Source organism: Peterkaempfera bronchialis, assembly GCF_003258605.2.
In the GTDB taxonomy this organism is placed as follows: Bacteria; Actinomycetota; Actinomycetes; order Streptomycetales; family Streptomycetaceae; genus Peterkaempfera; species Peterkaempfera bronchialis.
In genome coordinates this window covers 6,006,179-6,019,887 of sequence record NZ_CP031264.1, presented here as the reverse complement: position 1 = coordinate 6,019,887, position 13,709 = coordinate 6,006,179, and the positions used below count along the sequence as shown (strand labels likewise).

Genomic DNA, 13,709 nt, shown 5'->3' with positions numbered 1-13,709 from the left:
CGGGAACCCGCCGGCCCCGCCGTCCGTGCTCCTGGAAGGAGGGTGAACTTCCGGTGCGGCGCGGTCGTAGACCCCGCCAACAGCCGCCCGCAGCTGCGTCCGACAATCATGTGGGGGGATCAACAGTGTTGCTGGAACGGGAAAGCGCTCACAACCTGGTGGCGGCAGCGCTGCTCGCCGCACAGGCGGGACGCGGCTCCATGCTTCTCGTCAGAGGCCCGCTGGGGATCGGCAAGTCGGCCCTGCTGGAGAGCGTCAATGAACTCGGCTCCCGGCTGGACGCGCTGACCCTGCGGGCGAACGCGGCGTCGATGGAGCACGACTTCTCCTTCGGCGTCGTACGGCAGCTGCTGGAACCCGCGCTCTCCCGGGCGTCCCCCGCCGACGTCGAGCGCTGGCTCTCGGGAGCGGCCCAGAACTCCCGCCCGGCGCTGGCGGACGACACCCTGACCAGCCGTCCGTACCCGCACCGGGCCCCCGAGTTCGAGGCGGTGCTGCACGGCCTGTCGACGCTGGTGGCCACTATGAGCCGCGACCGGCTGCTGCTGATCCTCATCGACGACCTGCACTGGGCGGACGCCGAGTCGCTGCACTGGCTGCGCCACTTCGCCCGGCGTATGCAGTCGAAACGCGTGCTGCTGGTCTGCACCCTGCTCGACGGCGACATCCGCGCCGAGCTGCCGTCGGTCCGCGAACTGACCGGCCACGCACAGCACACCATCGTCCCGACCAGCCTGGGCATCGCCGGCACCCGGACGCTGGTGCACCACCACTGCGACGGGCCGGCCGACGAGGAGTTCGTCACCGCATGCCACCGGGCGTCCGGCGGCAACCCGCTCTTTCTGACCTCCCTGCTGACCGAAGCCGCCTTCCGCGGTCTGAAGCCGTCCGCCGAGCACGCGGCGGACGCCGCCGGGCTGCGCCCCTCACTGCTGCGGCAGCGGCTGCTGGTCCTGCTCACCTCGCTGCCCGAACAGGTCCGCCGGACCGCCTTCGCCATGACCATCCTCGACCCGGACCCGGACGCCGAACTGCTCGGCCGACTCGCCGGGTTAGACGCGGTCCGGCAGGCCGAGGCGCTGCGCATCCTGCATGCGCTCGGGCTGGTCACCGGCCTGGCCCGGCCGCGGTTCGTCCACCCGGTCGTCCAGGACGCTGTCGAGGAGGGCATGCCGCTCTCCGAACGGGCCGCGATGCATGTGGTCGCGGCCGAGCTGCTGCACCGCTCCGGCCGCCCGGCCGAGCAGGTCGCGGACCAGCTGATGGCGGTCATCACCCCGCAGGGGCCGTGGGCGGCCCAGGTGCTGCGCACCGCGGCCGACAGCGCGCTGCGGCGCGGCGCCCCCAAGGCCGCCGCCCAGTATCTGCGGCGGGCGCTGCTGGACAGCTCACCGGCCGGCCCCGACCGGGCGCGGCTGCTGGTGGACCTGGCCACGGTGGAACGCAGCTTCGCCACCTCCGCCTCCGTACGGCATGTGGCGCAGGCCGTCCCACTGCTGGACTCCACCCGGGAGCAGGCTGCGGCGCTGGCCAGGCTGGGGCCGATCGTCATCGACTCGGTCTCCCTCCAGGTGGACGAGATGCTGCGGCGGATCGCGGGCGACCTGACCGGATCGGGGCAGCTCGAAGGGCCCGACCGCGAGCTGGCGCTGCGGCTGGAGGCACGGCTGCGCTATATGTCGGCCTGGGACCCGGCCGACCTCGCCACCTCCGTGCGGCGGCTCTCCGGCCTCGGCCCCGACCCCGCCATCGACACCGTCGGCGAACGGGAACTGCTCGCCGTACTGATCTATGCGGCCACCGCCGCCAACTCCATCCCGGCGTCCGAAGCGGCCCGGCTCTCGATGCAGCTGCTGGACCGGGAACCCCCCTCTCCGGTCCATGTGCACACCACCCTTCCGCTGACCACGGCCGTCCTGGCCGGGGCGGACCATGTGGACGGCGTAATGGCCTGGCTCGACGAGGCGTACCGGATCGCGGAGCGCCGCGAGGGCGACGTGGAGCAGGCGGTGATCCGGACCGAGCAGTCCCTGGTGGCCCTCGCCTCCGGCGACCTCGCCGACGCCAGGGCCAAGATCCTGGAGGCGTACCAGCTGTCCGGCTCCGACCAGGGCGGCTTCACCACCATGTCGGCGTCCACCCTCGCCGTCGTCGCCCTCCAGGCCGACGAACCCGGGCTCGCCGAGCAGATCCTGCGCCGCCACCGGGTCGGGGTCGAGGCCCAGCACCTCGCGGCCCTGCTCGCCATGGTCAAAGGGGCCACCGCCGCACGCCAGCGCGACCGGCAGGCCGCACTGGACCACTTCCTCAACGCCGGACACCGGCTGGAGCAGATCAGCTGGCACAACCCGGTGCTGCTGCCCTGGGCCTCCCGGGCCGCCCTGATGCACCACAGACTCGGCGACACCGTGCGGGCGGCCGAACTCAGCCGCCACGAGGTGGAGCAGGCGCAGGCATGGGGCGCCCCCGCCACGGTGGGACGGGCGCTGTCGGTGCAGGGGCTGGTGACACCCGGTCGACGCGGACTGGAACTCCTGGAGGAATCCGTGGAAATTCTGGAGTCCTCGGCCAATCGCTTCGAGCTGTGCAAGGCGCTGACGGCCCTGGGCGAACGGCTGGGAGCCCCGAATTCCCGGGGCGCGGCCGCGCTGCGCCGGGCACTCGACCTCGCCGTCGGGTGCGGGGCGCCCTCGCTTGCCGAGCGCATACGGATCCGGCTCGGAAACGGTTCCCCGGAGCCCCGGATGTCACCCCTGCCGCTGACCCCGGCGGAACACAAAGTGGCCCGGCTCGCGGCCACCGGCTCCAGCAACCAGGCAATCGCCGACCAGCTGTCCATTTCCGTCCGGGCGGTCGAGAAGCATCTGACGAGCTGTTATCGAAAACTCGGCATCAAGGGCCGCTCCGCACTGGCTCCGGCGCTCGACCAGCGGGGCGCGGGGAGGTGACCCGCCGGGCCCAGCGGCCCACCGGGTGGTACGGTCCGCTGCCGTACGGGGGGCGGGTGCGCCTCCCCGCTCCGTACCGGCACGGCGGGAGCTGGGCTGCTTCCCGCCTCTGAACTGCGGTGATGGCGATCGGCCGACCGTACCATCCAGAGGTCCAGACCACCGAACCACACCGCCCGCCCGATCCGGAGCGACCGAACCACAGAACCCCGAAACCACAGTGTTTGAGCTATGGCCAGGGCCTTGCTTGACTGACCTGACGGTGCTTTCTAAGCTCATTGCACAGGTAAGCAAAGTACAGAAGTCACCTTTCCCGGGCCCACCCTCCGAAGTCTCGGCGGCCCCTCTCCCCGTATTCGGCTCCCCCACGCCTTCGAGCCCGCTCACTTCTGACTCCAGAAAGACAGTAAGCCTCTATGGACCAGGAAATCACTAGTGTCACGAAGCCTGCGCTGGGAACTCTCACCGCGACGCTCCCCGCACTTCCCGGCCAGGCCACCGAAGAAAGAATCCGGGCACGCCCGCACCGCCGCACCTGCATGGCCAGCCTCGATCCGGAATTGAATGTGATAGCGGCGGACCCCGACTTCTACCGGCAGTTCGGGAGAACCTCTGCCGACACCTGCGGGCGCAGCCTGTACGAGCTGCTCCACCCCAGCGCACCCGCCGTCATGGGCCGGCACTTCACCCGGCTCGCCGAGGGCCGCTGCAACCGCTTCGTCGAGCGCATGGTCGGCCTGGGCGGCACCAACCACGTCTTCTCCGGCGAGCTGACCGGCATCGCGGTGCAGGGCACCACGGACCGCCTGTCGGGCATCGTCGTCCTGGTGCAGCCCGACGAGGACACCTCGGCCGCCGCCCCGGACGACTCGGTGGCACGGCGCAAGCCCATGCTGAGCAAGCTGGACGCCCTGGTCCTCGAAGGCGTGGCCAGCGGCGCCTCCACCGTGCAGCTCGCCGCGCGGCTCTATCTCAGCCGCCAGGGCGTCGAGTACCACGTCGGGCTGATGCTGCGTAAGCTCAAGGCCCCCAACCGCGCTGCCCTGGTGTCCCGGGCGCACTCCATGGGGATGCTGACCGTCGGCCACTGGCCGCCGCGCGTACTGCCGGAGTTTGTGAAGTAGCCGACCAGAGTAGTTGAAGCAGCCGCAGCAGTCGCAGCAGCCGCAGTAGTTGAAGCAGCCGCAGTAGTTGAAGCAGCCGACGGCCGGGTCCCGCGCAGAGCGCGCGGGACCCGGCCGCAGCTCTTGTGTGCCGCCACTGCCACCGCCACCGCTGCCGGGGGGCGGGGGGTGGCGGTGGCGGCACAGTGCTCACGACCGGCCGAGCTCCCGGTTGATGAAGTCGAAGAGCTCGTCGTCCGAGGCGCCGTCCAGCCGCTGCGACACCACGGCCTTGGCGTCCCCGTCGCCGTCCGCCGCGTCCACCTCCGACAGCAGACTCTTCAGCCTGGCCTTGAGGACGGCCCGGGCATCCTCGTCCAGGGACGCCTTGGCGATCCTGGCGGCGGTGCGCTCCACCTCGGCGAGCAGCACGGCCTCGGTGTCCGTCTCGTCCCCGAAGAGCGAGCTGTTCAGGTACCCGGCGAGAAGCTGGGGCGTCGGATAGTCGAAGACCACGGTGGCGGGGAGCCGCAGCCCGGTATCGGCATTGAGCCGGTTGCGCAGCTCCACTGCGGTCAGCGAGTCCAGGCCCAGTTCGCGGAACGCCCGGGCGGGCTCCACGGCCCCGGGAGCGGAGAAGCCGAGGACCACGGCGGCCCGGCTGCGGACCAGGGTGAGCAGCGCCTGCTCGCGTTCCGGAGCGGACGCGTCGGCCAGTTCCTGCCTGATGCCGCCCGACGGGTCCTCGGCGGTGGGCACGCCCTCGGCCTCCAGGACCTGCCGCACCTCGGCCAGACCGGCCAGCAGCGGGCTGGGCCTGCGGCTGGTGAACGCCGGGGCGAACCGCGCCCAGTCGACATCGGCCACCACGACCGAGGTGTCGTCCTGGTCCAGCGCCCGCTGCAACGCCTTCAGCGCGGCCTCGGGCCGCAGCGCCGGCAGCCCCCGCCGCCGCAGCTGCTCCTCCGCGTCCGCCACCGACGCCATACCGCCCTCCGCCCACGGCCCCCATGCCACGGCGGTCGCGGCGAGCCCACGGGCCCGCCGGCGCTCGGCCAGACCGTCCAGGTAGGCGTTGGCGGCGGCGTAGGCGGCCTGGCCGCCGCTGCCCCAGACCCCGGCGATGGAGGAGAAGAGCACAAAGGCGTCAAGCGGCCGGTCCCCGAGCAGGGCGTCCAACTGGGCCGCGCCGTCCGCCTTGGCCGCCATCACCTCCGCGACCCTGTCCGGCCCGAGGTCGGCCAGCATCGTGGTGTCCACCACCCCTGCGGTGTGGAAGACGGCGTCGACCGGATGCTCGGCCAGCAGCCGGGCCATCGCCGGGCGGTCGGCCGCGTCGCAGGCGGCGATGGTGACCTTGGCGCCCAAGGCGCGCAGTTCCGCCTCCAACTCCGCCGCGCCCGGGGCCTCCGGGCCGCGTCGGCTGGTCAGGACTACATGCTCGGCACCGCGACCGGCCACCCAGCGGGCCACCCGGGCGCCCAGCGCGCCCGTACCGCCGGTGACCAGCACCGTGCCGCGCGCACGCCACTCCTGTCCGGTCTCGCCGCCCTGGGCCCGTACGAGCCTGCGGGCGAAGACGCCGGACGGGCGGATGGCCACCTGGTCCTCCGCGCCGTCCGCCAGGACGGCCGCCAACCGGGCCCATGCCCGCTCGTCCAGCCGCTGCGGGAGGTCGATCAGGCCGCCCCAGCGGTCCGGGTACTCCAGCGCCGCGACCCGGCCCAGACCCCAGACCGCCGCCTGCGCGGGGTCGGGCTCCGCGTCCGCGCGATGGGTCAGCACCCAGAGCGGGGCCACCACGCCTGCGTCAGCGCATGCCTGCACCAGCTCGGTTGTCGCCCCCGTGTCACCGGACAGCGCCGGGAGCGACACCACACCCGCAACCGGCCGGTCACCGGCGGCCTCCCGGATGCGCTGTGCCAGGGCGGGACGGGCGATCCCCTGCGCGCACTCGACCGGCAGCACCTCGGCCCCGCCGTTCCCGAGCGCACGCAGTACCGCGTCGGTCACGCCGTCGTCGGGCCGTCCCGTCGGCGCAAGCGCCAGCCACCGGCCCGACAGCGAGGCCGGGACGACATCGGCGACCGGCTCCCACACGACCCGGTAGCGCCACTGATCGACCATCGACCGTTCACGGTCGAGACGCCGCCGGGTGGACAGCGCCGACACCGCCTCGCTCCACGGCGTATCGCGGTCGATACCGAGGTCGGCGGTCAGCACTTCCAGGTCCTCACGCTCGACCGCCTCCCAGAAACGGGCGTCGTCCCCGTCCTGATGGGAGCGCGAGTGCTCGCCGTGCAGAAGGTCCGGCCAGTAGCGCTCGCGTTGGAAGGCATAGGTCGGCAGGTCCACTCGGCGGGCGCCCGGGAAGAACTGCGCCCAGTCGACTGCGCCACCCCGTACGAACAGCCCCGACACCGCCGTCAGCAACGCGGCTGACTCCGGGCGGTCCTTGCGCAGCGCCGGGACCAGCAGTGCGTCGTCACCGGCCATGCACGCCTGGGCCATGGCGGTCAGGGTGCCGTCCGGACCCAGCTCGATGAAGCGGGTGACGCCGTGCTGCTCCAGCCAGCCGATGCCGTCGGCGAAGCGCACGGCCTGGCGGACATGGCGCACCCAGTACTCGGGCGAGGTCAACTCCTCGGCTGCTGCCAGCTCGCCGGTCACATTGGAGACCACCGGAATCACGGGCTGGCGGTACTCCACACTCTCCGCGACGGCGCGGAAGTCGGCCAGCATCGGCTCCATCCGGGGGGAGTGGAAGGCATGACTGACCCGCAACCGCTTGGTCTTGCGACCCTGCCGCTCCAACTCGCCCGCGACCTCCAGGACGGCGGCTTCATCACCCGCGATCACGGTGGCGGTCGGGCCGTTGAGCGCCGCGATACTCACCTCGGCCTCGCGGCCGACCAGCAGCGGCAGCACCTCAGCCTCTGCGGCCTGCACCGACACCATCGCGCCACCGGACGGCAGCGCCTGCATCAGACGGCCACGCGCCACCACCAGCCGGCACGCATCCTCCAACGAGAGCACGCCCGCGACATGTGCGGCGGCAAGCTCACCAATGGAGTGACCGACCAGATAATCCGCCCGGACACCCCACGACTCCACCAGCCGGAAGAGCGCCACCTCCACCGCAAACAACGCAGGCTGGGTGAACCCGGTCTCGTTCAGCAGGTCAGCGTCGTCACCGAAGACCACCTCACGCAGCGAACGCCCCAACTCCCCGTCGACATGGGCACACACCGCATCAAACGCATCGGCAAAGACCGGGAACGCGTCATACAGTCCATGCCCCATCCCCACCCGCTGCGCACCCTGCCCCGCAAAGAGCAGCGCCGTCCGCCCCTCGGCGGCAGTCCCCTGGACCACCCCCGGCAGCTCACCGCCCTCCGCCAAAGCGGACAGCCCAGCCGTCAACTCCGCCCGCCCCGCACCCGACACCACCGCCCGGTGCTCAAACACCGAACGCGTCGAGGCCAACGAGAACCCGATGTCGGTCACCGACACATCGGCGTGGGCGTTCACCTGCGCAAGCAACCGCCCGGCCTGCGCCCGCACCGCCGCCTGATCCCGCCCGGAGACCACCCACGGAACCAGCGACTGCTGCGAGGTGGAAGGCTCGGCCGCAGGCTCGGCGAGTTCGGGAGCCTGCTCCAGGATGATGTGCGCATTGGTACCGCTCAGCCCGAACGAGGACACACCCGCCCTGCGTACTCGGTCCTCAGCGGCAGCCCACTCCACCGGCTCGGTCAGCAGCCGAAGGTTGCCCGCCGACCAGTCCACATGCGATGACGGCTCGTCCGCATGCAGCGTCGCCGGCAGCACCCCATGCCGCATCGCCAAAACCATCTTGATCACACCAGCCACACCGGCCGCAGCCTGCGTATGCCCGATGTTCGACTTCACCGACCCCAACCACAACGGCCGATCCTCCGACCTCCCCCGCCCATAGGTAGCCAGCAGCGCTTCCGCCTCGATCGGATCCCCCAGCGCCGTCCCCGTGCCATGCGCCTCCACCGCATCAACCTCGGCAGCAGACACACCCGCACCCGCCAACGCAGCCCGAATCACCCGCTGCTGCGACGGACCATTCGGCGCCGTCAGACCATTACTCGCACCATCCTGGTTGACCGCAGAACCCGCCACCACCGCCAACACCCGATGCCCAAGCCGCCGCGCATCCGACAACCGCTCCAGCACCACCACCCCGACACCCTCACCCCACCCCGTACCATCCGCACCCTCCGCAAACGCCTTGCACCGCCCATCGGCGGCAAGACCACCCTGCCGCCCGAACTCCACAAAGGCACCCGGCGTGGACATCACCGTCACGCCACCCGCCAACGCCAGGTCGCACTCCCCCGACCGCAGCGCCTGCGCCGCCAGATGGAGCGCCACCAACGACGACGAGCACGCCGTATCCACCGTCACCGCAGGACCCTCAAGACCCAGCACATAGGAGATCCGCCCGGACGCCACACTCGCCGCATTGCCCGTACCGATGTGTCCGCCGAAGTCGTCGGTCGAGGCTGCCAGCAGTGCCGGATAGTCCTGCCCATTGGTACCGACGAACACCCCCGAGCGGCTGCCCCGCAGCGAGACCGGGTCGATACCGGCCCGCTCCACCGCCTCCCAGGAGACCTCCAGCAGCAACCGCTGCTGCGGATCGGTGGCCAGGGCTTCACGGGGGCTCATACCGAAGAAGAGCGGGTCGAACCGGTCGACCCCGTGCAGAAAGGCCCCGACGTCCCCACGGCCTTCGCCCGGCAGCGACGCATCGCGCCGGAAGTAGGACGCACCCAGGTCGTCCCACCCCCGGTCGGACGGGAACCCGGCGACCGTGTCGACGCCCTCCGAGAGCAGCCGCCACATGGCCTCCGGGGAGTCGACGCCACCCGGGAAGCGGCACCCCATGCCCACGATCACAATCGGGTCGGCCCGGACGTCCGAGCCGGTCGCGGGCACATCGCCCTCGGCCTCCGCATGGCCTGTGACCTCGCCGTACAGAAACCGCGCCAGCGACACCGGCGTCGGGTGGTCGAAGACCACCCCCACCGGCAGCGGCACCCCGCAGACCTTGGCCAGGGCGTTGCGCAGTTCGACCGCGATCAGCGAGTCGACGCCCAGATCGCGGAACGCGCGGTCACCCGGCACCTCGGCCGGCCCCGCGAAGCCGAGCGCGCCCGCAGCGCACGAACGGACCGTGTCCAGCAGAGCCGCCACCCCGCCGTCCGCCGTCAGGCTGCGGAGCCGCTGCCGCAGCGGGGAGGACTCCCCCGCCTGCTCGCCCCCCGTGGGCGGTGCCGCTTCGTAGAGGCCGCTGACCAGCGGGCTGGGCCGGATCGCCGTGAAGGCCGGGCCGAACCGGGACCAGTCCACATCGGCGACCAGCACCGTGGGTTCGGCGGAGGCGAGCGCATCCTGCAACGCGGAGAGGGCCAGTTCCGGGTCGAGCGGCGCGACCGCCCCCCGGCGCTGACGCCGCTCGACTGCGGCCGTCGCGGCCATACCGTTCCCGGCCCAGGGCCCCCAGGCGACCGACGTGGCCGGGCGCCCCTCGGCTCGGCGCTGCTCAGCGAGCGCGTCCAGCACGGCGTTGGCGGCGGCGTACGCGCCCTGGCCGGCGCTGCCCACGACCCCGGCGAGGGAGGAGAAGAGCACAAATGCCGAGAGGTCGGCGTCCCGGGTGAGTTCGTGCAGGTGGTGCGCGGCGTCTGCCTTGGCCCGGAGTACGGCGGCGAACTGCTCCGGTTCGACCGAGTCGATGATCCCGTCGTCCACCACTCCCGCCGCGTGGAAGACCGCGTCCACCGGGTGCTCGGCCAGCAGTTGCGCCATCGCCTCCCGGTCGGCCGCATCGCAGGCGGCGATGGTGACCCGCGCGCCCAGCGCGCGCAGCTCCGCCTCCAGTTCCGCCGCGCCCGGGGCCTCCGGGCCACGGCGGCTGGTCAGTACGACCTGCTCGGCGCCGCGTTCCACCGCCCAGCGGGCCACCCGGGCACCCAACGCGCCCGTACCGCCGGTGACCAGCACCGTGCCACGCGCCCGCCACTCCCGGCCGGTCTGGCCGCCCCGGGCCCGTACCAGACGGCGGGCGAACACCCCGGACGAGCGGATGGCCAGCTGGTCCTCGGAACCGTCCGCCACCGCAGCCGCCAACCGGGCCAACGCCCGCCCGTCCAACTGCTCCGGCAGATCGACCAGGCCGCCCCAGCGATCCGGGTACTCCAACGCCGCCACCCGGCCCAGACCCCACACCCCAGCCTGCGCCGTGTCCAGGACACCGTCGGACCGCCCGGTCGACACCGCACCCCGCGTCAAGGTCCACAACCGGCCCGCCACCCCGGCATCACCGCACGCCTGCACCAGCGCGGCCGTCGCCCACACACCACCGGCCAACGCCAGCAGCGACACGACACCCGCAACCGGCCGGTCACCGACGGCAGTACGAAGCTCGGCAGCGAGCCGTGTCCGGTCGCACTCACCGACGTCGCAGGTCAGGACGTCGTATCCCTGGGCCTCGAAGCCGCCGCAGACGCTGCGGACGTACGCGTCATCCGCCAACGCTGCGGGGACCACGACCAGCCAGGTGCCCGCTGCGGGCTTCGTATCGGTGGCCACGGTGATCGGCTTCCACGTGACCCGGTAACGCCAGGAGCCCACAGCGGAAAGGTCGCTCTGCTTCCGGTGCCAGGAGGACAGCGCCGGTACCACGGCGCCGAGCACGTCGCGGTCGACGCCCAGGTCACCGGCCAGGGCCTCAAGGTCCTCGCGTTCGACGGCTTCCCAGAAGCGGGTGTCCACATCGGTGGGCGCAAGGCCGGTGCGCTGCGAGGGCGTGGAGTCCAGCCAGTAGCGCCGACGTTGGAACGCGTACGTCGGCAGCTCGACGGGCCGGGCACCTGTGCCGGCGAACACCCTGGCCCAGTCGACCGCCGGACCGTGTACATGGGCCCGCGCCAGCGCCCCGAGTACGGCCGTGCTCTCGGAGCGGTCCTTGCGCAACGTCGGGACCAGCAGTGCGTTGTCACCGGCCATGCACGCCTGGGCCATGGCGGTCAGAGTTCCGTCCGGGCCCAACTCCAGGAACCGGGTGACGCCGTGCTGCTCCAGCCAGCCGATGCCGTCGGCGAAGCGGACCGCCTGGCGGACATGGCGCACCCAGTACTCGGGAGAGGTCAACTCCTCGGCCGTGGCCAGTTCTCCGGTCACATTGGAGACCACCGGAATCGCGGGCTGGTGGTACTCCACGCTCTCCGCAACGGCCCGGAAGTCCGCCAGCATCGGCTCCATGCGGGGGGAGTGGAAGGCGTGGCTGACCCGCAGCCGCTTGGTCTTGCGACCCTGCCGCTCCAACTCCCCGGCGACCTCCAGCACGGCGGCCTCATCACCCGCGATCACCGTGGCGGCCGGGCCGTTCAGCGCCGCGATACCCACCTCGGCCTCGCGACCGACCAGCAGCGGCAGCACCTCCGCCTCGGATGCCTGCACCGACACCATCGCGCCCCCGGACGGCAGCGCCTGCATCAGACGGCCACGCGCCACCACCAGCCGGCACGCATCCTCCAGCGACAGCACACCCGCCACATGCGCGGCGGCAAGCTCACCGATGGAGTGACCGACCAGATAATCCGCCCGGACACCCCAGGACTCCAGCAGCCGGAAGAGCGCCACCTCCACCGCAAACAACGCAGGCTGGGTGAACCCAGTCCGGTTCAGCAGGTCAGCGTCGGCACTGAAGACCACCTCACGCAGCGAACGCCCCAACTCCCCATCCACCCACGCACACACCGCATCAAACGCCTCAGCGAAGACCGGGAACGCCTCATACAACCCACGCCCCATCCCCACCCGCTGCGCACCCTGCCCAGCGAACAGAAACGCCGTCGCCCCCTCGGGCTGCGCCGAGCCGACAATCACACCTGCGGCCGACTCTCCCCCGGCAACGGACTCCAGCCCCCGCAGCAACTCGGCCCGCCCCGCACCCAGCACCACCGCGCGGTGCTCAAACACCGAACGCGTCGCGGCCAGCGAGAGGCCGACGTCATGCAGGCCGATGTCGGGGCGGTTCTCCACGGATGACAGCAGTGCCCGTGCCTGGGCTTGCAGCGCCTCCGGGCTCCGCCCCGACACCACCCACGGCAGGACAGGCAGCGGCGCGGAGACAGGCGTCTCGACGTCGTCCGAAGCCGGGGGCTGCTCCACGACCACATGAGCGTTGGTCCCGGACACACCGAACGCCGAGACTCCGGCCCGGCGCGGCCGATCACCGGTCTCGGGCCACTCCACCGGCTCGGTCAGCAGCCGCACCTCACCCGCCGACCAGTCCACATGCGACGACGGCTCGTCCACATGCAACGTCGCCGGCAGCACCCCATGCCGCAGCGCCAAAACCATCTTGATCACACCAGCCACACCGGCCGCAGCCTGCGTATGCCCGATGTTCGACTTCACCGACCCCAACCACAACGGCCGACCAGCCTCGCGCCCCTGACCGTACGTCGCCAGCAACGCCTGCGCCTCGATCGGATCACCCAGCGCCGTCCCCGTACCATGCGCCTCCACCGCATCCACCTCGGCAGCAGACACACCCGCACCCGCCAACGCAGCCCGGATCACCCGCTGCTGCGACGGACCATTCGGCGCCGTCAGACCATTACTCGCACCATCCTGATTGACCGCAGAACCCGCCACCACCGCCAACACCCGATGCCCAAGCCGCCGCGCATCCGACAACCGCTCCAGCACCACCACCCCGACACCCTCACCCCACCCCGTACCATCCGCACCCTCCGCAAACGCCTTGCACCGCCCGTCAACGGCGAGACCACCCTGCCGCCCGAACTCCGCGAACACGTCCGGCGTGGACATCACCGTCACCCCGCCCGCCAACGCCAGGTCGCACTCCCCGGCCCGCAGCGCCTGTGCCGCCAAGTGCAGCGCCACCAGCGACGACGAGCACGCCGTATCCACCGTCACCGCCGGACCCTCAAGACCCAGCACATAGGACACCCGGCCCGACACCACACTCGCCGCATTGCCGGTGAGGATGTGCCCTTCGATGCCTTCGGGCACCTCCCGGCCAGCGGCACCGCCGTAGTTCTGGTTGCTGCACCCGACGAACACGCCGCTGCGGCTGCCCCGAAGCGAGACCGGGTCGATACCGGCCCGCTCCACCGCCTCCCAGGACGCCTCCAGCATCAGCCGCTGCTGCGGGTCCATCGCCATGGCCTCACGCGGCGAGATCCCGAAGAAGGCCGCGTCGAACTCGTCCACCTCATGGACGAATCCGCCGAGCAGGGCCGGTCCCCCGCCCGGTGCGGCAAGGTCCGGGTCCCAGCCCCGGTTGACGGGGAACTCGGACAGGGCGTCCTCGCCCTTGGCCAGTAGGCGCCAGAAGTCCTCCGGGGTCTGCACGCCACCGGGATAGCGGCAGGCCATCGCGACGATCGCCACGGGCTCGGTCGCGGCGCCCGCCAGTTGCTCGTTCTGCTTGCGCAGCCGCTCGTTCTCACGCAGCGAGGCCCGAAGGGCTTTGATGACTTGATCGTCGGACGTGGCCATGCTCAGCTCCACATTTCCTTGCTTCGGGCTTCCGTCGGTGTGTGTGACCGGGGGCCGGTCCGGGCCGGGCCAGGCCGGGCGTCCGGCG

3 protein-coding genes are annotated in these 13,709 nt (G+C 71.8%); 2 read left to right on the top strand and 1 reads right to left on the bottom strand.

The features are described from left to right. The first annotated feature begins 53 nt into the window (after positions 1 to 53). Both C7M71_RS25835 and C7M71_RS25830 read left to right on the top strand, forming a co-directional pair. Positions 54 to 2,948: an AAA family ATPase gene (locus C7M71_RS25835; RefSeq protein WP_111490100.1), complete on the top strand. Its 2,895-nt coding sequence runs from the start codon at positions 54 to 56 to the stop codon at positions 2,946 to 2,948. Positions 2,949 to 3,487: 539 nt separating this feature from the next. Next, on the top strand, positions 3,488 to 4,072 hold the full coding sequence (locus C7M71_RS25830; RefSeq protein WP_111490101.1) for a helix-turn-helix transcriptional regulator: 585 nt from the start codon (positions 3,488 to 3,490) through the stop codon (positions 4,070 to 4,072). Between the two features lie 189 nt (positions 4,073 to 4,261). Here the strand turns inward: C7M71_RS25830 and C7M71_RS32770 are convergent, their stop codons facing one another. Further along, positions 4,262 to 13,633 carry a type I polyketide synthase gene (locus C7M71_RS32770; protein ID WP_456107174.1) on the bottom strand — a complete coding sequence of 3,124 codons (9,372 nt, stop codon included), beginning with the start codon at positions 13,631 to 13,633 and terminating at the stop codon, positions 4,262 to 4,264. Positions 13,634 to 13,709 lie beyond the last annotated feature (76 nt).

Bases quoted from the DNA above. Each gene is read 5' to 3' on its own strand.
- C7M71_RS25830 (WP_111490101.1), top strand. From the start codon at position 3,488: ATGGCCAGCCTCGATCCGGAATTGAATGTGATAGCGGCGGACCCCGAC.